Origin of the sequence: Nocardioides psychrotolerans (assembly GCF_900113685.1) — a bacterium.
GTDB lineage: Bacteria > Actinomycetota > Actinomycetes > Propionibacteriales > Nocardioidaceae > Nocardioides > Nocardioides psychrotolerans.
This window is the reverse complement of record NZ_FOQG01000004.1, coordinates 21,610-41,435: the sequence shown is the minus strand read 5'-3', so window position 1 is coordinate 41,435 and position 19,826 is coordinate 21,610. Positions and strand designations below refer to the sequence as shown.

The 19,826-nt window shown below is 69.6% G+C and carries 17 protein-coding genes; 9 read left to right on the top strand and 8 right to left on the bottom strand.

The annotated features are described in order from the left end of the window. Positions 1 to 2: 2 nt before the first annotated feature. From BM204_RS06200 to BM204_RS06175, 6 genes are all read right to left on the bottom strand, one after another. Positions 3 to 746, bottom strand: a complete 744-nt coding sequence (locus BM204_RS06200) for a ParA family protein (RefSeq protein WP_091111326.1) — start codon at positions 744 to 746, stop codon at positions 3 to 5. Continuing rightward, positions 743 to 2,254 (bottom strand): CHAD domain-containing protein, encoded by a 1,512-nt coding sequence (locus BM204_RS06195; protein ID WP_170259218.1) that lies wholly within the window; start codon positions 2,252 to 2,254, stop codon positions 743 to 745. The genes BM204_RS06200 and BM204_RS06195 overlap by 4 nt, the downstream gene beginning before the upstream one ends. Positions 2,255 to 2,393: 139 nt before the next feature. Further along, positions 2,394 to 3,839 carry an MFS transporter gene (locus BM204_RS06190; RefSeq protein WP_091111323.1) on the bottom strand — a complete coding sequence of 482 codons (1,446 nt, stop codon included), beginning with the start codon at positions 3,837 to 3,839 and terminating at the stop codon, positions 2,394 to 2,396. 81 nt (positions 3,840 to 3,920) lie between these two features. Continuing rightward, on the bottom strand, positions 3,921 to 4,688 hold the full coding sequence (locus BM204_RS06185) for an HD domain-containing protein (RefSeq protein WP_170259219.1): 768 nt from the start codon (positions 4,686 to 4,688) through the stop codon (positions 3,921 to 3,923). Between the two features lie 121 nt (positions 4,689 to 4,809). Next, positions 4,810 to 7,530 carry a helix-turn-helix transcriptional regulator gene (locus BM204_RS06180; protein WP_091111320.1) on the bottom strand — a complete coding sequence of 907 codons (2,721 nt, stop codon included), beginning with the start codon at positions 7,528 to 7,530 and terminating at the stop codon, positions 4,810 to 4,812. Positions 7,531 to 7,612: 82 nt separating this feature from the next. After that, positions 7,613 to 8,782, bottom strand: a complete 1,170-nt coding sequence (locus tag BM204_RS06175) for an alpha/beta fold hydrolase (RefSeq protein WP_218031278.1) — start codon at positions 8,780 to 8,782, stop codon at positions 7,613 to 7,615. A 378-nt stretch (positions 8,783 to 9,160) separates the two neighbouring features. Between BM204_RS06175 and BM204_RS06170 the strand changes: the two genes are divergently transcribed. Then, positions 9,161 to 10,174: an NAD(P)-dependent alcohol dehydrogenase gene (locus BM204_RS06170; protein ID WP_091111317.1), complete on the top strand. Its 1,014-nt coding sequence runs from the start codon at positions 9,161 to 9,163 to the stop codon at positions 10,172 to 10,174. 51 nt (positions 10,175 to 10,225) lie between these two features. Here the strand turns inward: BM204_RS06170 and BM204_RS06165 are convergent, their stop codons facing one another. After that, positions 10,226 to 10,486, bottom strand: a complete 261-nt coding sequence (locus tag BM204_RS06165) for a putative antibiotic biosynthesis monooxygenase (protein WP_091111315.1) — start codon at positions 10,484 to 10,486, stop codon at positions 10,226 to 10,228. A gap of 110 nt (positions 10,487 to 10,596) precedes the next feature. Next, a complete protein-coding gene (locus tag BM204_RS06160; RefSeq protein WP_091111314.1) occupies positions 10,597 to 11,577 on the bottom strand; it encodes an NAD(P)/FAD-dependent oxidoreductase in 981 nt (326 codons plus the stop codon). 77 nt (positions 11,578 to 11,654) lie between these two features. Here BM204_RS06160 and BM204_RS06155 point away from each other — a divergent pair, with 77 nt between their 5' ends. The 8 genes from BM204_RS06155 (at position 11,655) to BM204_RS22160 (ending at position 19,236) form a co-directional block, all read left to right on the top strand. Continuing rightward, on the top strand, positions 11,655 to 12,302 hold the full coding sequence (locus tag BM204_RS06155; RefSeq protein ID WP_091111312.1) for a helix-turn-helix domain-containing protein: 648 nt from the start codon (positions 11,655 to 11,657) through the stop codon (positions 12,300 to 12,302). After that, positions 12,302 to 15,094: a winged helix-turn-helix domain-containing protein gene (locus BM204_RS06150; RefSeq protein ID WP_091111311.1), complete on the top strand. Its 2,793-nt coding sequence runs from the start codon at positions 12,302 to 12,304 to the stop codon at positions 15,092 to 15,094. Before BM204_RS06155 ends, BM204_RS06150 begins: the two co-directional genes overlap by 1 nt. Positions 15,095 to 15,265: 171 nt before the next feature. Beyond that, positions 15,266 to 15,964: a hypothetical protein gene (locus tag BM204_RS06145; RefSeq protein WP_091111309.1), complete on the top strand. Its 699-nt coding sequence runs from the start codon at positions 15,266 to 15,268 to the stop codon at positions 15,962 to 15,964. Continuing rightward, positions 15,961 to 16,626, top strand: coding sequence for a DUF2306 domain-containing protein (locus tag BM204_RS06140; protein WP_091111308.1), 666 nt, complete (start codon positions 15,961 to 15,963; stop codon positions 16,624 to 16,626). The genes BM204_RS06145 and BM204_RS06140 overlap by 4 nt, the downstream gene beginning before the upstream one ends. Further along, the gene (locus BM204_RS06135; protein ID WP_091111306.1) at positions 16,623 to 16,868 is read left to right on the top strand and encodes a DUF8691 family protein; all 246 of its coding nucleotides are present in this window, start codon (positions 16,623 to 16,625) and stop codon (positions 16,866 to 16,868) included. Before BM204_RS06140 ends, BM204_RS06135 begins: the two co-directional genes overlap by 4 nt. A 53-nt stretch (positions 16,869 to 16,921) precedes the next feature. Continuing rightward, entirely contained in the window at positions 16,922 to 17,845 is a 924-nt protein-coding gene (locus tag BM204_RS06130; protein ID WP_091111304.1) for an ABC transporter ATP-binding protein, read from the top strand. After that, positions 17,842 to 18,657 (top strand): ABC transporter permease, encoded by an 816-nt coding sequence (locus BM204_RS06125; RefSeq protein ID WP_091111303.1) that lies wholly within the window; start codon positions 17,842 to 17,844, stop codon positions 18,655 to 18,657. Before BM204_RS06130 ends, BM204_RS06125 begins: the two co-directional genes overlap by 4 nt. Positions 18,658 to 18,951: 294 nt before the next feature. Further along, a complete protein-coding gene (locus tag BM204_RS22160; protein ID WP_143099668.1) occupies positions 18,952 to 19,236 on the top strand; it encodes a hypothetical protein in 285 nt (94 codons plus the stop codon). The last annotated feature ends 590 nt before the right edge of the window (positions 19,237 to 19,826 follow it).

Genomic DNA, 19,826 nt, shown 5'->3' with positions numbered 1-19,826 from the left:
GGTCAAGTCCAGCGTGCGGCGACCTCGCTCCACAGTGCTTGGAAGGACCGTGCGGCCGGGCTGCTCGGGGCCCAGTCGACGATCGGCGCGCGCCTCACGCCCATCTGCTCCACGGCCGACGCGACTGGCACCGTGGTCGCGGAGACGTCGCTGTGCTGCATGGGCAGCTCGGCGGCCAGCTCGCGATGCATACGGCGGCGCCGGTCCACCATGGAGAGGAACGCCAGCAGCTCCGGCGCCGGCCCGCGGGTCGCGTCGATGAACAAGCGCAGCTGGTCGAGGGTGCGCACCGATAACGGTGCGGGAAGCACCGGCGCGAGCACCAGGTCCGCGGCCCGCACGATGCTCTCCGAAACCAGCGACACGCTCGGAGCGCAGTCCAGGACGACGACGTCGTACTCCTCGGCCAGATCGTCCAGCAGCCGCCCGAGACGCTGGGTCGGCTTCTTCTGGGCGTCGAGGAGCAGGTCGAGGTTGCGATAGGAGAAGTCGGCCGGCAGCACGTCGAGGTGCTCATAGTCGCTGGCCTTGACCGCGTCCCTCAACTCGCGGCGGCCCGTGACCAGCGCCTCGCCGCCGCCCTTGACCCTAGGTCGGATCCGGAGGAGGAACGTCGCCCCGCCCTGCGGGTCGAGGTCCCACAGCAACACCCGGCGCCCCTCGTTCGCGGCGAGCCAGGCTAGGTTGACCGCGGCGGTGGTCTTCCCGACCCCGCCCTTGATGCTGTACGACGCCAGGATCTTCATCGGGCCGCCACCATCTCGGCGTAGAGCCGCTCGTTGTCCCTGCGGTCGAAACGCTCCCAGCGGTCGGCGAACTCACGTCGTGCGGCGTCCTGCCGGGTCTCCAGCTGCTGCTCGAGCCGGCCCAAGCCCATCAGGGTGGCGGCGGCCGTCCTGTTGCGGGCGAGCTCGGCGGCGTGCTCGGCGACCGTGAACCGCTGTGCCTCGCTGTCCTGGAATTCCCCGAGGTTGTCCTGGAGCCGCTTCAGCTCGCGCACCAGCTCGCGGTGCACCTTCGTCTTGTAGAGACTGGAGAACAGCTCCAGCAGATAGCGCAACTCCTTGCACCGTTTGCGCAGGTCGTGCAGCGCCTCGGGCGAAGAGTCGACGGTGATCGCGCGGCCACGCTTGTGCACCCGCTTCCAGGACCGGGACAGTAGTCGATCAGCGACGTCGGCCACCGCCAGCGAGGTAGCCGGGCCGGGGCGCGGCATCGTCAGGTCGCGCTCCCAGCCCTCGAGCAGGTCGGCGAACCGCGGCGAGCGCAGCGCCCGGTTCAGCGCCGCGTGCGCCGTTCGAGCCTCTCGCCTCAGCTGGTCACGGAACGGGTCGAGCACCTCCGGGGCCGGGAGCTGGCCTGCCATCTGGTCGAATCCAAGCAGATGAACGTCGAGGTCGCGGCTCAGCGAGGTGCGGTCGCCGAGCCATCTCAACTCCGCGGCGTACCGGGCGCGGACGTTGTCGTCGAGCACATCTCCGGCGAGCTTCACCAGAGCGCGGCTGCGCCGCACAGTGACGCGAAAGTCGTGGAGGAACTCGCTGTCGAGCTCGCGTCTCGTGCCGTCGAGGTTGTCGCGCAGGATCGCCAGGAGCTGGGCAAAGGTGCTGGCAAACGCCTCGCCGGCCGGCTGCTCCGGGTCGAAGTGAAGGTCGGGCTTCGAGCGGTAGCCGCGAGGGTCGAGTCCTCGGGCGGCGAATACCGCCCCGTAGAACGATTCCGCCGGTGACAACCCGGGGATCGCCGCCAGCCGCTTCTCGACCCGGCGGGCGGCCTTGTCGTAGCCGCGCAACGGCTCGAGGCGCGCCCGCAGGCCGAGAGGGGTCCCGTCCTTCACCGTCGCCGGGCCTTCCAGCACCACCCGGGCCACGGTCTTCTGCTCCCCGTCCAACACCAGGAGCACCTGCGCTGGCCGGGTGACGGAGGCACGCGGCAGCAGCGCGCGGAGGCCGATCAGGTCGCGCACCCGGTGACCGATTGCGCCCTCCTGCAGTGTGTCGGCGGTGACGGTCGCCCGGGCGGCGGCCTGCCGGGCGATCCTGTCTCCGTCGAGACCACGCAGCACCAGCCACGAACCCCCGGCGAGGACCTGGTGCTCCAACAGCAGGCCGGCCCCGAACAGCCGCCAGTCATGAGTGTCGAGCCAGACCGTGCGCTCGCGAAGACTGCGCTCCGCACGCGCGTGCAACGCCTCGCTGAGCACCTCGACGTGGTCGGGCCCGGCCACGTCGTCGATCACGAACTCGATCGCCACCGGCATCTCCATCACCACAGGAACGCATCCCCAACTCAGGGCGATCGCAAGATTACCGCCACCAGGGGTGTGGCCGAGCCGTGCATGCGCTTGTGGCGCCCATGGCTGTCGAGCAACGATGTCGCTTCAGGCCTGTCGGTCAGTGCATGTGCAGGTGACCGCCTGCGCTTCGGGTGGCTGGCATGCACAGGGCGGCCAGCGCGGCGAAGCCTACGGCAACGACGACCGCGGCGACGAAGCCCCGCTCGAACGCAGCCGCAGCCCCGGCTGCGGTGCTCAGCGGACCGGCCGCGGCGGCCACGGCGGACAGCACGGCGACGCCGAGGGCGGCTCCGACCTCGTGGCCGGTCATCAGAAATCCTGCAGCCATGCCTGCGTGCTCGTCCGGGATGCCGCCCATCGCGGCGCCCGAGACCGCGACGAACACCATGCCGGTCCCGATGCCGATGATGAGCAGGCCTGGCAGCAGGTCAACGGCATAGCTGGCAGCTTCATCGGCACGTGAGAGCAGCAACGCGCCGACTGCGGCCACGACGAGGCCGGACGAGGCGACACCCCGAGCCGCGAGGTGGTTGCTGATGATGCCGGCGACGTGGGTGCCCACGACCAGGGCGAGCGCCAGCGGCAGGACCGCGAGCCCTGCTGTGAGGGCCGCGTAGCCCAGCGTGGTCTGGAAGAAGATCGACGTGAGGAAGACGGTGCCCACCACGAGGCCGGTGACGCCGAGCATCACGGCCGTGGAGGAGACCAGCGAGGAGATCTTCCAGGTGTGCGGGTGGACCAGCGGCTGGGCGACCCGGCACTCGATCGCCATGAAGGCCGCGAGCAGAACAGCTGAGACGCCGAGGGTGAGGAGGGTGCGCGTCGAGGTCCAGCCATGGGTCTCGGTGCCGGACAGGGCATACATGAGGGTGGCCAGGCCGGTGACGACGGTGGCGGCTCCGGCGACGTCGAAGCGGCCCAGGCTGACGCGTTCGGCCTTCATCTTGGGCAGGATCCGCATGGCGGTGACGAGGGTGATGATCCCGATGGGGACGTTGACCCAGAAGATGGCCTGCCATCCAGCCCACGTGGTCAGGGCTCCGCCGATGGTGACACCGGCGGCGATGCCGAGGCCACCGATGGCACCCCACAGGGCCAGGCCGCGTGCACGCTGCGCGCCGGCGTAGGTGGTCATGATGATCGCGAGCGCGGCCGGTGTCATCAGTGCCGCGCCGGCGCCTTGCGTCGCCCGGCCGGCGATGAGCTCGCCACCGCTGGAGGCGAAGCCGCTCAGGAGCGAGGCGCCGGTGAACACGGTCATGCCGAGCATGAAGATGCGTCGTTTCGGCAGGAGGTCGGCGATGCGGCCGCCGAGCAGTAGGCCGCCCCCGGAGAAGAGTAGGTAGGCGGTGACCATCCAGGCCAGGTCGGTGCTGGCCAGATGCAGCTCGGTGCCGATGGTGGGCAGGGCGGTGTTGACGACCGAGATGTCGAGAACGACGAGGACCTGGGCGGCCAGGGCCATGGCCAGGACAGACCAGGAGCGACGAGGCGTCTCGGTCGCGTGTTCGTGGGTTGCGGTGAGGTGCGGTGGGTGTGACATGGGAACTCCCAGGGTGGGGTCGGAAATGGTGGTGAGGGCGGGACGCCGGGGTTCGACGACGTGGGTGTGGCGCGGGGTGGGTCAGGAGCTGAAGGGTGCGAAGCGGATCGCGGCGGTGAAGGCGCCGTAGCGGTGGAGGACGTTGGTGCGGCCCTGCGGCACGCGGGCGGCTTCCTGGGCGAACGCGGTGGCGAAGACCCGCTTGAAGTTCTCGCGCGGGTAGGCGTTGACGGCGTCGGTCAGGGTGTCGGCGGGGAGCTCCCAGGACCGGAGACCGACGACGTCGAGGCCAGCCCCTGCGGAGAGCAGGTAGGCGACAGGTCCGGCGCTCAGCGTGACCCCGGGGCTGTGGTGCAGGGTGATGGCGGTCTGAATGGTCGTGCTTGCGGTGGTGGACAGGCCCACCTGTTCGGCGACGTCACGGGCGATGCGGGCGCTGGTGAGGGTGAAGTCGGCGTCTCCGGTCGGCTTGATCAGGCCGGTGTCGTGCAGCATCGCGGCGGCGAACAGGAGCTCGTCGTCGACGTCGACGTCTTCGAGCTCGCCCAGCGCGCGGCCGAACGTGTAGGTGCGGTGGCTGTGGTTGACCAAGGCGGAAGGCATCACGTTGCGGGCCAGGTCCTCGGCGGCCCGGGTGAGCACCGTGTTGGGAGGCACCAGCCGGAGTGCGGGGATGTAGGCGTGTCGTCCGGAGTTGAGGCGCACCGCGGTGGAGAACCGACCGATCGTGTTGCGGGCGTGGGCGCGTGCCAGCGGCCAGAGCAGGGAGCGTCGTTCGGCGGGTGAGAGCCAGCCGGAGGTTTGCTGGACCCAGGTGATCGTTCCCAGGTCGGTGCGTCGGTCGTTCACGGGAGGTCCCCATCGGGAGAGGCGGGACATCGGGTCCGCTTCCGTCCGGCACGTCGTGCCGTCACCACTCACCTTGCTCGGGAAGCGGCGACGTCGCCCCGGTCAAACTGCCGGGATGGGCTCAGCCGAGGTCGAGCTGCGCGAGTTCCCCACGGGAGGTGACGCCGGTCTTGGTGAAGACGTTGCGGAGGTGGAAGGCGACCGTGCGGGGGGAGATCCAGCACTGCGCAGCGACGTCCTTGTTCGACATCCCGTGGCTGACAAGCTGGGCGATGTGAAGCTCGGTAGGCGTGAGCGCGACCAGCGTCGAGGGGTTTCGTTGGCGGGCGGTCGCACCGGAGGCACGCAGCTCGCGGGTGGCCCGCGCCACCAGGGGCTCGGCGCGCAGGTCCCGGAACGTTTCGAGCGCCTTGGTGAGGTGTCTGCGCGCTTCCACGCGACGGCCAGCGCGGCGCAGGTGCTCCCCGTACGCCAGCTGGGTGCAGGCCTCCTCGTAGCGGCGTCCGGCCTGCGCGTGGTGGATGAGCGCACGCTCGTAGAGACCGGGCACATCGTCCGCGCCGGCGAGGAGAGCACGTCCGTGCTCGGCCACGGCCAACGCCCACGGCAGCGCCGTGGCGACGGCGAACGCCTCGATCTCCGAGGTCCAGTCAGAAGCGAGGCTGTGTTCCTTGGCCTGCACGGCGGCGGAGATCCGGGCAGAGGCCGCGAGGCGGGTCAGCACCGGCACTCGCATCTGGTCGAAGTGGTGGGAGGACTCGGACGCGGCACCCGCGTGCTGGGCCCGGGTGCCCTTGGCCCAGTGGAGCAGGTCCGCGACCGGGCGCTCCATGATCCCCAGCCGACGCTGCGCGAGAGCCTCCTCGGTCTCGTTCAACAGGGCGTCGTAGTCCTCCGCCCCTCCGAGGGCGGCCAGCAGGGTGAGCCAGGCCAGCGGAGTGGTGGTCAAGGCCGGTTGCCCGATGCTCCGCGCCAGAGCCATGGCGTCATCTGCCGAACGGCGTACCGCCGACCAGTCGCCCGCCGCGAATTCGCTGAGGCACACACGGTGCAGGGCGTAGAGGACCTCCATCACCGCACCGTCGGCGCGCGCGGCCGACAGCATGGCACTGAAGTAGCGGCGGTGAGCCGCGTCATCGCCGAGGTGGAGGGCGATGTTGGCCAGGTTCGCCCAGACGTCACGGTCCTCCGTGTCCAAGCCGATAGTCAGCGCAGTCCGCAGCACCTTGAGCGCCCCACCCCAGTCCCGCTCGGCGTCCAGCGTGGTGCTCTGGAGCAGCAGCTTCAGGCACTGGATGCGGACCGAGTCCGACGCGGTGACACCCGTCACCACGACCCCGGCCGGAAGGGTCGAACCGCTGTCGGCGCCGTGGCTGCGCAGCACTCCGGCCAGGGCTGCCATCTCGACGGCGCGTTCCTGATCCTGCTCGGCGACGCCACGAGCGGCCCGGATGAACATGCTGTGGGCGTCCGCAGCGGAGCCGAGCACGACCTGGATCCGGCCACGCAGCCGGTCGATGTCGGCACGCACCAGAGGGTCGTCTGCGATCAGCCTCACCTCGTCGAGCAGCGCGCCCGCTCGGTCGATCGTTCCCGCGGCGTAAGAGGTGCGCGCCGCGGAGAACAGGCGCCTGGCGCGCAGCTCGTCGCGCGAGGTGAGCCGGGCGGCCCGCTGGTAGGCCTCCGAAGCCGAGTAGTGCCCTCCACGTCGTTCGGCGCGGCTACCTGCAGCCTCGAGCTCCGCGGCAACGCCCTCGTCGGGTCCGTCGCACGCGGCTGCCCGGTGCCACGTACGCCGGTCACGATCCACGGAGGCGGTCAGCGCGTCAGCCAGCGCAGCGTGCACGTGGCGCCGTTCCGAGCCGGTCGCCGCCTGGTAGACCGCCGACCTAACCAGGGGGTGCCGCACGCGAACCGAGTCGCCGTCCACTTCCAGGAGTTGGGTCGGCTCGACCTCGTGGACAGTCGCGGGGGGCACGCCCAGCGCCTCGCCCGCGCGCAGGAGCACCGACAGCCGTCCGGTGTCGTCGGCTGCCGCCAGGAGCATCAGGGTCTGTCCCGTTTCCGAGAGCCGGCGGCACCGGTCCAGGAAGGCACGTTCGACGCGGTCCGAGAGGGGTAGCTCGTCGGGCAGTGCAGCTGTTCCTTCCAGCTGCGCGGTGTTGAGCCGACCGGGTAGCTCCATCAGGGCCAGCGGGTTGCCGCCGGTGCGGGCAGCGAGTTGGTGGACGACCTGGTCCGACAGGTCGTGGTCCGCTCGTTCGCGAAGGAGCGCACCAGACGCTGGGCCGGACAATCCCTGGAGACGCATCAGGGGCACATCGGTCGGGGCGAAGCTGCGGGGGTCGTCGTCGCGAGCGGCGAAGACGATCACCACGGGTTCCGCGAGCAGGCGTCGCGCGGCGAACAGCAGGGCCTCGCTCGAGGCGACGTCGAGCCAGTGCGCGTCGTCGATCAGGCACAGCACGGGACCTGCCTCGGCCACCTCTGTCAGGAGCGACAGCGTCGCCAGTGCGACCAGGAACGGGTCGATCCGGTCTCCGTCGTCCTGACCGAAGGCGACGTGGAGGGCACGAGCCTGCGGCTCAGGCAGTGACGTCGCCCGGTCCATGACCGGACGCAGCAGCCGGTGCAGGGCTGCGAACGCCAGGGGCGACTCGGACTCCAGGCCGGCCGTGCGCAGGACCGTCGCGCCGTGAGCCTGCGCCGCCATCGCCTCCAGGAGTGCGGACTTGCCGACGCCGGCGCCTGCGCTGATGAGCATGCGTGAGGCCAGTCCGGCGCGTGCCGCATCGAGCATCGCCACCAGCTCTGCTGTCTCGCGGTCCCGGCCATGCAGCACGACCTCACGGTACGACGCGCGGGAGCGTGTGACGGCGATCCGGCAGAACTGGGTGGAGATTCTCCATGCGGCCCGCCACGGATCACTGCGTCAGTGGCACTGCGTCCCGGACCGATGAGACGACGTCGAGGATTGCTCGGGTGGTGGCACGGGCGTCGTCCTCGTCATGGATCAGCATCGAGTGGGTGGCGCCGTCGATGGTGCGGTGATCGCTGTTGGACGACAACCCGGCCAGGTCATCGTGCGCCGCGATCCAGTACGCATCACTGCCGCTTCCGGCGGTCAGGACGACCAACGGCTTGTCGCCGAAGTCATCGAGGGCGGCGGCTTGGCCCATCGAGGCCGTCGCGGTGAGGTACTCCTCGACCGTGGCGCGGACGTGGTCATCGGTGGCCGTGGTGGCGCGCAGCTCGTCGCGTGACCGGGGCGGGAGGCTGCCGAAGTCGGCGAGGCCGATGAGCCGCCCCAGTCCGAGTCGGGCGGTGGTTGCGACCAGCGCAGACACACGGGCCACGCCGTCGTAGGAGGCCTCGTCGTCGGGTGTGGCCGTCGGGTCCGCAGCAGATTTCGGTAGGGTGGAGTCCACCAGCACCATGCCGGCGACGTCGTCGGGATAGCGGTCGGCGAAGGCGAGCACGTAGAGGCCGCCGAAGGAATGGCCCGCGATCACGTAGGGCCTCGGAACCTGTGCGCGATCCAGCAGGATGTGGAGGTCGGTCGCCACCTGCGCGCCGTCCTGGGGCGTGTCGGCGGGCTCGCTCCAGCCGTGACCTGCGCGGTCGTAGACGCAGACCCGGGTGGCGCGGGACACGTCCGGTGCTATCCACCCGAAGGACGACGACATCTCGCCACCACCCGCTTCGAGCACGACTGTGGGGCTACCTGAGCCGGTGCAGTTCAGGTGCAGGCTGTGTCCGCCGACGTCGACCAGCTCACCCGGCATCGGGTAGTCCTGTGCATCCGCCGCTCCACTCACGGTCTCGTAGCCGCCGCCAACGGAAGAAAGTGCCAACACCGCGAAGACGGGGTAGATGAGGCAGCGTGCGCTTCGGCTACGAAGCTGCCGCCGGGAGCGGATGATCATCCAGATCACCAACGCAAGCAAGGCGGGGGGCCAAGCCCCATCGAACACCTGGGGCAACGAGGAGGCGAACCCCACCAGCAGAAGACCACCGAACGCCATGAAAGCTGCGGGAGCCAAGGCCCATCGCTGGGGCTGATCGGTGAGCCGCGTCGAGAGCACGGCCAGCATCGCCCAGCCCAGGGCGAATCCGCACATGACGGCACCCGTCACGGTGTCGACCTCAGCCCGGACGAACGGGGCGGCGACGAGGAGCAGGGCCGTGACGAGCCCGGTTGCCATCGAGCCGGCGGCAACCCGACCAAGGTGTCCGCTCGGCCTTCGACTGAGCAGCGACTGCCGGTCCTCGGCCCGCTCGTAGGGGGCCGGAGCAAGCTTCGTGATGGATCCGTCTGAGGTCGAGTTCTTCATGACATTGTCCTTCGGTGAGTGAGGGCGGTGACTGAGACCCGTCGGGACACTCACGCTAGGAATCACCGGGCTGCAGCGCGCCGGTCAAATGGCCGGGATCGTAGACCTGCGCAGGTTCGATCGCAGTACGGTCCGGGGATGAGAGCGATCGTTCAGGACCGCTATGGCAACGTCGACGACCTCCGACTCGGTGAGGTCCCACGCCCGGAGCCCGCTGAGGACGAGGTGTTGGTTCGGGTCCGGGCAGCGTCAGTGCATCCCGACGTGTGGCACGTCGTGACCGGCCAGCCAGCGGTGCTCCGCCTGATGGGCTCCGGGGTACGGCGACCCAAGGACCGAGTGCCCGGCACCGACGTCGCCGGGGTGGTGGAGTCGGTGGGCCGTGCGGTGACCCGGTTCCGACCCGGGGACGAAGTTTTCGGTGAGACCATCCGGGGCGTCCAGTGGCGCAACGGCGGCGCGTTCGCCGAGTACGCCACGGTGCCCGAGGAGGGAGCCGCACTCAAGCCACCTACGGTCAGCTTCGAGGAAGCAGCGGCGGTGCCCACCGCCGGCCTGATCGCGCTCAACAACCTCCCGCAGGCCCGAGTACCGACCGGTTCTCGGGTGCTGATCAACGGTGCCGCCGGCGGCGTAGGTGCGTTCGCAGTGCAACTCGCCAAGGCCTACGGCGCGGAGGTCACCGGGGTCGACCACCGGCGCAAGCTTGCACTCGTCCGCTCGCTGGGAGCGGACCGGATCATCGACTACACGTGCGAGGACTTCACCCGCGGCGGCGAGCAGTGGGACCTCATCGTCGACGTGCCCGGCAACCACTCCTTCCAGGAGATACGACGGTCACTGGACCCGCACGGTCGCTACGTCCTGATCGGGCACGACGCATTCGGCGCCACCGGGCACCACTGGCTCGGCAGCATCCCGCGAATGTTGGGGTTGGTGACGCGATCGGCAGTGACCCCCGAGCTGCGGGGTGGCTCGTTCGCGTCACCGGACAAGCGTCGACTGATGACCACACTGACCCAGTTCCTGGAGACCGGCCAGCTCCGAGTGGCGATCGATCGAACCTTCCCTCTGGCCGAGGCGCCCGAGGCGCTGCGGTATCTGGCCTCGGGGCAACCGGTGGGACGGGTGGTGATCCTCGTTGGCGGCTGACCCTGAGGGCACCCGCCCCGGCCGCGTCTCGCGGTGGACAGGCGGAACGGATCAGGCGGTGGCGCGGCGCATGAGGATGTGAGCCCGAAACTTGTGCAGGCGCGGCATCAGGCCGTAGATCACGATCGGAACCGCGACGGTGGCCAGGACGAACGTGCGGAGCACGCTCGGCAGGTCGGCAAGAGAGTCGCCGAGCAGCAGGTTGAGCACCGTCAGGGTCGGGAAGACGGCGACCCAGATCATCAGCGCGAGCTGGTGCTTGGTGGGCGGCGGGACCGGACTGGCGCGGTGGTGAGTCTGTGGGGTGGACATGGCGATGCTCCTCGTTTGGTGTGATGTGGGCGCGACCGGAAGGCCGCTCGGGCGGTAGTGGGGCGGCCCGGTGTGCCGCCGCAGGTGCGGTGGTGAGTGGGTGGCGGCTGCTAGGTCGCTGAGGGTGAGAGCGGGAGGCCGAGGCGGAAGTTCACCACCGCGATCGGCAGGTCCTCCTCGACCAGGTCGTTGTTGATCGCGATCGCTGCTCCGGAGCCTTCACCGGCGGCAGTGATGACCTGGGCGCGCGGGTTGACGGCATTCCCGGCAGCCCAGACGCCGGGCACACTCGTACGTCCGACGGCGTCGACGGCTACCCAGCCGGTGTCGTGGTTGGCGCACCCCAGGCGCGCCAGCAGGTCGTCGTTGGGGACGAAGTGGGGTCGCACGAACACGGCGGCTCGCCGTACGACGCGGCCGGAGTCGAGCTCGACCCCGCTCAGCTCGTCGTTCTCGACCACCAACCGGGTGACGCGTTCGTCGACGACCCCGATGGCGCGGGCGACGAGCTGCTCGCGCTGGCTGGCGGTCAAGGCGGCGCCGTTGGTGAAGAACACGACGTCGTCGGACCACTGACGGATCAGGTGCGCGTGCGCGATGGCCACATGGATCTCGTCGGGGGCACCGCCGAGGACGCCGAGAGGCTGATCGCGGACCTCGTAGCCGTGGCAGTACGGGCAGTGGAGCAGGTCGCGGCCCCACCGCTCACGGACGCCGGGGAGGTCCGGGACCTCGTCGCGCAGCCCGGTCGTCACCAGGACGCGACGAGTGCGCAACGTGGAGCCGTCCTCGAGGGCGACGTCGAATCCTTGCCGGGCATGTGCGCCGGTCTGAGTGCATCGGGTGATGCTGGCGACGGTCCCGGACAGAAGATGACCTCCGTATCCGGCGACCTCCGAGCGTCCAGCAGCCAGCAGCTCGGTGGGCGGGAGGCCGTCGGAACCGAGGAACCCCTGCATGTGTGCCGCAGGGGCGTTGCGCGGCTGACCGGAGTCGACCACGGCGACGTGGCGGCGGGCGCGGGTGAGGACCAGGGCAGCTGAGAGGCCGGCGGCGCCTCCGCCGACCACCACCACGTCGTATTCGTTCATACGAAGAGAGTGACCCCGCAAGACGTTCGCGACAACGGTTGTTGCTGAACCTGGGAACCGCACGGTGCAATAGAGACATGGCCGCGCTTCCCAGCACCCCGAGCACCCCGAGCGCCGACGTTCCTGCCGCCGCGGACCCAGGCAACCCGATTGCGGCGGCCCTCGACCTGGTCGGTCCGCGACTGCGGCGGGTGCGCGAGCAGCGCGGCGTCACCCTCACCGAGGTCGCGCGCCTGACGGGCATCTCCAAGAGCACGTTGTCGCGGCTGGAGAACGGGCAGCGGCGACCGGGCCTGGAGCTGCTCCTGCCGCTCGCGCAGACGTACCGGGTGCCCATCGACGACCTCGTCGGTGCGCCGGAGGTCGGCGACCCACGTATCCGCTTGAAGCCGCGGCGGGTCAACGGGCGCACCGTGTTGCCCTTGACTCGGCCCGGTGGCATCCAGGCGTGGAAGATCGTGATCCCGACGTCCCAGTCGGAACCGAATCCGCGCGCACACGACGGGTTCGAGTGGCTTTACGTGCTGTCGGGTCGGATGCGGCTCGTGATCGGGGACCAGGACGTTGTCCTGGGCATCGGTGAAGCAGCCGAGTTCGACACCATGGTTCCGCACTGGTTCGGCAGCACCGGTGAAGGTCCCGCCGAGGTGCTCAGCATCTTCGGCCGCCCCGGGGAGCGGATGCACACCAACGAACAGCCTGGGACTTCCGAGTCGGTGCACTGATGGTCGACCCTGTGGTGGAGACCAAGCTTCTCCTGCCCAGACCGCGTCGCGACGTCGTGCCGCGCCCTCGGCTGGCCGAGCTGTTGCTCCGCGGCTCGCAAGGCCCCGTCACGCTGGTATCGGCGCCCGCGGGGTTCGGCAAGACGACTTTGCTGGCCTCATGGTTCGCCACTGCCCCGGCCGCCCATGACGACCGTCTCGTCGCCTGGGTGTCCCTGGATGAGCGTGACCGCGAGGCGACGTCGTTCTGGACCTACGTCCTCATGGCCCTCGACCGGGCCGTTCCGGGTTCCGGCGCTGGAGCGCTCACCCTCCTCCAGTCCGGACAGGCGACGGTGGAGACCGTGCTCGCCGGCGTGGTGAACGAGCTGAGCGTGCATCCGGGTGAGGTCACGGTCGTCCTCGACGACTACCACCTCGCTGATGGTGTCGAGGTCGCGACCGGGATGGCGTTCCTCATCGACCACCTGCCGCCACAGCTCCGGCTCGTCCTCGGCACCCGGGCCGATCCTGCGCTGCCACTCTCGCGACTGAGGGCTCGTGGCGAACTCGTCGAGATCCGCGCGAGCGACCTTCGCTTCACCCGCGAGGAGGTGTCCAGCTACCTCAACGACCTCAACGGCCTCGACCTCACGACCGCCGACCTCGCAGCACTCGAGGCCCATACGGAGGGGTGGGTCGCCGCCCTCCAGCTGGCGGCGCTATCGCTACGCGACCGCGACCGCGAAGACCGCACCAGCTTCATCGCCGGGTTCGCTGGCGACGACCGATTCGTCGTCGACTACCTCGTCGAGGAGGTCCTCAGTCGGCAGCCCGACGGCGTACGCCGCTTCCTGCTCGACACCTCGATCCTCGATCGGCTCACCGGGTCGCTATGCGACGCGGTCAGCCCCCTGCCCGAGCGCGCTGGCGGCCAGAGTGGCAGAGCGATGCTCGAGGCTCTGGACAGAGCGAACCTGTTCCTGGTTCCGCTCGACGACCACCGGAGCTGGTACCGCTACCACCACCTCTTCGGAGACGTCCTGCACGCCCACCTGCTCGACGAACGACCGGATGATGTCTCAGGCCTCCATCGGCGAGCCGCCGGCTGGTATGCCGAGGCAGGGCAGACCGAAGCCGCGGTCCGGCATGCGCTGGCCGCCGGGGACACGGAGCGGGCAGCTGACCTCGTCGAGCTGAACTTCCGGGCGCTGGGTCGTGAGCGCCGCGAGGACCTCCTCCGTCGATGGGCCCACGAGCTGCCCGACGATGTTGTCCGCGACCGCCCCGTGCTTGGGATCGCGCTCATCGGCGGCCTGATGGCCAGCAATGAGGTCGACGGCGTGGACCTGCGCCTCGATCACGTCGAGCAGCTGTTGGCGAGGTCGGCGGCGGACCTGGTGGTCGCGGACCGCGACGAGCTCTCACGCGTACCCGCGACCGTCAACATGTACCGGGCCGCACTCGCGCTCCTCGGCGGCGACCCTGCCGGTGCCATCACGCGCGCACAGCATGCCGTCGAGGCAGCCGTGGCCGGCGGCGACGACCTGGTCATCGGTGGCTCGGCAGCGCTGTCCGGTCTGGCGTCCTGGACCACCGGAAATATTGTCTCGGCTCACGCCAGCTACAACACCGCCATCACCGCGCTGACTCGCGCTGGGCACATCGCGGATGTGCTGGGCTGCTCGATCGCAATGGCCGACATGGAGCTCCGACTGGGCCGTCTGCGCGAGGCCGACCGCACCGTCGCCCGTGCCCTGGAGCTGGCGGCGGCGAGCACCCCGACCGGGTCGGAGGTCACGCGAGGCACCGCCGACATGCTCGTCGGGCTGAGCCGCATGGCCTGGTGCCGCAACGACCTGGCGGCAGCGGCCGACTACCTGCGCCGCTCCGATGAGCTCGGGGAGGCCGCTTCACTGGCGCAGAACCCGTACCGTTGGCGGGTCGGGATGGCACGGCTACGGGCCGCCGAGGGCGACCTGTCCACTGCACTGGAGCTTCTCGATGAAGCCGAGCGGTTGTACGTGGGCGACTTCTCGCCGAACGTCCAACCAGTCCACGCGACCCGCGCACGCGTGCTGGCCGCTCACGGCGACATCGCCGAGGCACGCGCCTGGGCCCGCCACCACCAGGTCACACCAGACGACGAGCTCTCCTACATGCGCGAGTACGAGCACATCACCCTCGCCAGGATCCTGCTCGCGGAGCACGCGGCCACGGGGACCTCGCAGTCGCTGCATGACGCCGCTCGACTGCTGGATCGTCTGCTGGCGGCAGCCCAGAACGGTGAGCGCATCGGCTCGGTGATCGAGCTGGAGGTGCTCCGGGCCGTCGCCCTCGCGGGTGGCGCAAGGGACGAGGCGCTCGAGGCGCTGGGGCACGCTGTCGAGCTCGCACAAACGGAGGGCTGGGTCCGGATCTTTGTCGACGCGGCCCCCGCCTTGACCGACCTGCTGGCTGAGCTCGCGCCGAGCCAGCCACCGTCGGGCTACCTCTGGGAACTGCTCACGGCGGTGACCGCGACCGGCAGCGCCGCCACCGAGGCAGCCGACGAGGTCGGCCCGGGACCGGCACCGGGGTCGAGGCGGGGGTTGGGGCTGGTGGACCCGTTGAGCGAACGCGAGCTGGATGTGCTGCGGCTCCTCGGCTCAGATCTTGACGGTCCTGCCATCGCGCGCACGCTGTTCGTGTCCCTCAACACGGTCCGGACCCACACCAAGCACATCTACACCAAGCTCGGCGTGAACAGCCGGCGCGCGGCCATCAGCAAGGCACACCAGCTCGGCCTGCTGTCCGGCTCTGGGAACCGCTGAGCATCAGGCCCACCTTCTCGGGCGTGCTCGCGGCGGTGATCAAGGATCGATCAGGCTCCGCCGTCACCACGTCAGTCACATCATGTGGTGAGGCCAGGTCACCCTCTCGGCTCCTAGGTTCCAGTCATCCCCGCGGCGCTCGTCACAGGGCAACCAGGACAGGAACCAGACATGACCATCACGCCCACCACCCTCACCCGGGCGGCCGGCGTCGCCGCCGCTGCCGCCGGGCTCATCTTCATCGGCGTCCAGATCAACCACCCGCACCTCGACGCCAGTTCCATCACCACGACCGAAGTGGCCATCCGCAGCTCCCTGAAGGTGCTCATGGCCGTCCTTGCCCTGGTCGGCATCACCGGCATGTACCTGCACCAGGTGAAGCAGTCCGGCGTGCTGGGACTGGTCGGGTACCTGCTGCTCAGCACCTGCTACCTCATCATCATGGGCACCTCCTTCGTCGCGGCGTCCGTCCTGCCCTCCATCGCCGGGACAGACCCCTCCTACGTCAACGATGTCCTCGTCTCGGCCACCGAAGGCAAGGTCATCGGCGACATCGGGCGGCTGCAGTACGTCCTCCCGGTCTCCGGCATCACCTACCTGGCCGGCGGCCTCATCTTCGGCATCGCGCTCTACCGGGCACGCGTCCTCGCCCGCTGGGCGTCCGTGCTCCTCGCCGTCGGTGGCCTCGTCAGTGCCGCGCTGACCCTGATGCCGGACGCCTTCTACCGGTTGCTGGCCTTCCCCAACGGCATCGCCATGGTTGCCCTCGGCTACTCGCTCTGGCTCACCACGCGCACCACGCGCACCGACACCACGGCACAGCCGACCGCTGTCGACGCCCCGCATCTCACCGCGGCAGGTGCCGAATGACCCGGCGCACCGGCCGGTGGGTGCCGGTCGGCCTGGTCGCGCTGGCCGCGATCCCCGTCCTGGCCGGCACCGCCCGGCTCGTCGAGATCCGTGGCGGGCCCGAGCTCATCCCGACCGATGCCCGCTTCGCAGCCTCACCGGCCCCGGTCGTCGTACACGTCGCAGCAGCCATCGGCTACGCCCTCCTCGGCGCGTTCCAGTTCTCCGCCGGCATCCGCCGACGTCACCCCGGGTGGCACCGCCGGACCGGACGACTCCTCGTCGTGCTCGGACTCGCGGTGGCGCTCTCGGCCCTGTGGATGACACTGATCTTCCCCCGCAAAGAAGGCACCGGCGACCTCCTGCACGTGTTCCGGCTGCTCTTCGGGTCCGGGATGGCCCTCAGCATCATTCTCGGCCTCGCCGCCATCCGGCGACGCGACATCGACCGGCACCGCACCTGGATGACCCGCGCCTACGCCCTGGCACTCGGCGCCGGCACCCAGGCACTCACCGTCGGGTTCGGCGAAGCCCTCTTCGGTGCCGGCGTCGTCCGCACCGACCTCATGATGGGAGCCGGCTGGGCGATCAACCTCGCCGTCGCGGAATGGTTCATCCGCCGCCCCTCCACCCGGCGGACCCGCAGCACTCGCACCCGCGCAGCCCTGGCCGGCTTGCGATGAACGCACGACCCGCACCACAGCCAACCGGCCACTACGAACTCCGCATCGACGGGCATCTCGACGAGCACTGGTCGACCTGGTTCGGCGGCCTGAGCCTCACCCACGCCGACGACGGCACCACCATCCTGCGCGGCCCCGTGACCGACCAGGCCGAGCTGCACGGCCTGCTCGCCAAGGTGCGCGACCTCGGCGCCACCCTCCTCTCGGTCAACGCCATCGACGCCGACCCTCCACGCTGCTAGGCCCACCAGGGCCCGACCGCCTCCGCATCACCCGATCCCAAGGACCTCAGCTCATGATCACCATCGAATCCGTGTCCAGGACCTACGGCGACTTCACCGCCGTCGACGACGTCAGCTTCACCGCCCAGCCTGGTCGCGTGACCGGGTTCCTCGGCCCCAACGGCGCCGGGAAGTCCACCACCATGCGGATCATCGTCGGGCTCACCCAGCCCACGTCGGGAACCGCCACCGTTGCCGGCCGCAGGTACGTCGACCTACCCAACCCGGGACTCGTGGTCGGCGTCCTGCTCGACGCGTCAGCCCAGCACACCGGTCGCACCGGGCGTGAGATCCTGACCATCGCCCGGCGGTTCATGGGTCTTCCGCGCAGCCGCGTCGAGGAGATGCTCGCTCTGGTCAGCCTCACGCCGCAGGAGGCGTCCCGGCGGGTCCGCGACTACTCCCTGGGGATGCGACAACGCCTCGGCATCGCGACCGCGCTGATCGGCGAACCGGGAGTGCTGATCCTCGACGAACCGGCCAACGGGCTCGACCCGGCCGGGATCCGCTGGATGCGGGGACTACTGCGCGACTTCGCCGACCGCGGTGGCACCGTCCTGCTCTCCTCCCACCTGCTCCATGAGATCGAGGTCATCGCTGACGACCTCGTGGTCATCGACAACGGCCGCATCGTGGCCCAAGGAGCCAAGAGCGACCTGCTTCGCTCCGCAGGGTCCATGCTCCGTGCCCTCGACCGCGACGTCGTCGCCCAGGCACTGCTCGACTCAGGCGTCACCTCTACGCCCGTCGGCACAGATGGGCTTCTCGCCCACGCCGACACCGCGAAGGTTGGGAAGATCGCCTTCGCCGCCGGCGCGCCTCTGCTCGAGCTCAGGCCGGCCGACGGCACCGGCCTGGAGGAGATGTTCCTCGAGCTCACCGCCCAGACCCAACGCGACACCACCAGCGACAGCCAGCCTGAAGGAGCAGTGGCATGACCACCCTCGACACCACCCCCGCACCCGTTGCCAGGGGGACTACAGGTTCGGTGACCACCCACCGAGCCATCCCCATGAGCCGCATCATCACCACCGAGCTGCGCAAGATGTTCGACACCCGGTCCGGGTTCTGGCTGATGGCGAGCATCGGCATCCTGGCGCTGCTCGCCAGCGCGGCAGTCATCGCGTTCTCCTCCGACGCCGGCATGACCTACAGCGCGTTCGCGACCGCGATCGGCTATCCGATCACCGTCGTCCTCCCGATCATCGCGATCTTGTCGGTGACCAGCGAGTGGAGCCAGCGCAGCGGGCTCACCACGTTCACCCTCGTGCCAGACCGCTCCCGCGTCATCGCAGCCAAGGCGGTTGCGTGCGTCGGCGTCGCGATCGCCACCATCCTGCTCGCCTTCGCGGTCGGGGCACTCGGCAATGTGGTGGGAACGACCATCGCGGGGATCGAGCCTGTCTGGGACCTGACGGTGTCGAACATGGCCACCATCGTGTTGGCCAATGTTCTCGGTCTGCTGGTGGGGTTCATGCTCGGCGTCGTGATCCGGAGCTCGGCCGGAGCCATCGTCGGCTACTTCGTCTACTCGTTCCTGCTTCCCACACTCTCAGTGCTGCTTGCCAGCTCGCAGGCCTGGTTCCGCGACCTCCAGCCCTGGATGGACTTCAAGTACGCCCAAGGCACCCTGATCGACGGGACAGTGACGATCCAACAATGGGAACACCTGGGAGTCGCCAGCGTGATCTGGCTGCTCTTCCCGCTGACCGTCGGCCTCGCCGTCGTGGTGCGAGCGGAGGTCAAGTAGCGATGCCATCCACCTGCTTGCCACGACGGTTCGCCGTGTCTCGTCCCCCCCGAGCCGGTGGGGGCCTACCTGACGCTTACCCCGAGCATCCCGTGCTTGGTGGTGATGCCTCACTCATCGAGGTCCCGCGCTGACTGCTGAGGCTGCGACCAGAGAACGTTCTGATGTCCACTTCCGCATTGGTCCAGATCGCCGCCGTGGCGGCCGTCTGTCTGATTGCCTTGGTGGTCGCCTTTCAGCTGGCGCTGGCAACGGGCGCTCGCTGGGGGGCGGCGGCGTTACGGCGGCCGGTTCGTGGAGGGCGAAGGCCGATTGCCCACCCGATACCGGGCGACCAGCGCCGTAGCGGCGCTCGCTCTTTCGGGTGTCGCCTGGCTGGTCCTCGCAGCAGGTTCGGTGATCGGCCGCGGGCCAACGGCCGAGGGCGTCCTGACCGCGGCGATGTGGGCCGCCGCCACGCTCTTCGCCCTGAACACCCTGAGGAACCTGTCCGGAAAACACCCGGTCGAGCGCATCGGCGCGACTGCGCTCACCGCTGTACTCACGGCCCTGTGCCTCGTCATCGCAGTCGGGCGGTGACAGGCCTCGACATCTCGCATGTCAGTGGTTCGAGAAGCCGGATGTCCACCCTCCATCCGCCCGCCCACCCTCCTCATGCCCTTCGAGCCGACGACCACCGGCGGCCACCGAATCGGTCCGGACATCTCGGACCGCAGGCTGTCCGCACGCGCGACGCGGATCCATCACCACGTCAGGTGTCCGCAGATCGGGCATTAGCTGCCCGGCAACGCCGTCGTCGTTATCGACAGCGGAGCGGAATTGCTCGGCCACCTCAGCCAGGACAACCTCGCGTCCTTCGACATCAAGGAAGAGATGGGCGTTCGTGGGCCGCCACGTCGCTTCAGCTCGTCGCGGACCCCGATGCTCTCGATGGCGACCGAGGTGCTGTCAGCGAGTGCCAGCAGGGGCTCGCGCTCTGCGGGCGTCGCAACGCGTTCGCAGGCCCAGTAGGGCCCGATGGACCCAGGCGTTTCGCCGTGCGGATGGGGGTCATCACCAGGCTCTCGACGAGGATCGGACGGTAGGCGACGCGCGGATCCGGTCGCCGAGGTAGATGTCGGGGATAGCGTCCTCGTTGACGTGGTGGCACTGCCCTCGTCGCGAAGCAC

What these genes read in the sequence shown, in the direction of transcription:
- BM204_RS06200 (WP_091111326.1), bottom strand. Translation starts at nt 746, where the DNA reads ATGAAGATCCTGGCGTCGTACAGCATCAAGGGCGGGGTCGGGAAGACC.
- BM204_RS06190 (WP_091111323.1), bottom strand. Translation starts at nt 3,839, where the DNA reads ATGTCACACCCACCGCACCTCACCGCAACCCACGAACACGCGACCGAG.
- BM204_RS06175 (WP_218031278.1), bottom strand. Translation starts at nt 8,782, where the DNA reads ATGCTGGCCGTGCTCTCGACGCGGCTCACCGATCAGCCCCAGCGATGG.
- BM204_RS06170 (WP_091111317.1), top strand. Translation starts at nt 9,161, where the DNA reads ATGAGAGCGATCGTTCAGGACCGCTATGGCAACGTCGACGACCTCCGA.
- BM204_RS06165 (WP_091111315.1), bottom strand. Translation starts at nt 10,486, where the DNA reads ATGTCCACCCCACAGACTCACCACCGCGCCAGTCCGGTCCCGCCGCCC.
- BM204_RS06160 (WP_091111314.1), bottom strand. Translation starts at nt 11,577, where the DNA reads ATGAACGAATACGACGTGGTGGTGGTCGGCGGAGGCGCCGCCGGCCTC.
- BM204_RS06155 (WP_091111312.1), top strand. Translation starts at nt 11,655, where the DNA reads ATGGCCGCGCTTCCCAGCACCCCGAGCACCCCGAGCGCCGACGTTCCT.
- BM204_RS06150 (WP_091111311.1), top strand. Translation starts at nt 12,302, where the DNA reads ATGGTCGACCCTGTGGTGGAGACCAAGCTTCTCCTGCCCAGACCGCGT.
- BM204_RS06145 (WP_091111309.1), top strand. Translation starts at nt 15,266, where the DNA reads ATGACCATCACGCCCACCACCCTCACCCGGGCGGCCGGCGTCGCCGCC.
- BM204_RS06140 (WP_091111308.1), top strand. Translation starts at nt 15,961, where the DNA reads ATGACCCGGCGCACCGGCCGGTGGGTGCCGGTCGGCCTGGTCGCGCTG.
- BM204_RS06135 (WP_091111306.1), top strand. Translation starts at nt 16,623, where the DNA reads ATGAACGCACGACCCGCACCACAGCCAACCGGCCACTACGAACTCCGC.
- BM204_RS06130 (WP_091111304.1), top strand. Translation starts at nt 16,922, where the DNA reads ATGATCACCATCGAATCCGTGTCCAGGACCTACGGCGACTTCACCGCC.
- BM204_RS06125 (WP_091111303.1), top strand. Translation starts at nt 17,842, where the DNA reads ATGACCACCCTCGACACCACCCCCGCACCCGTTGCCAGGGGGACTACA.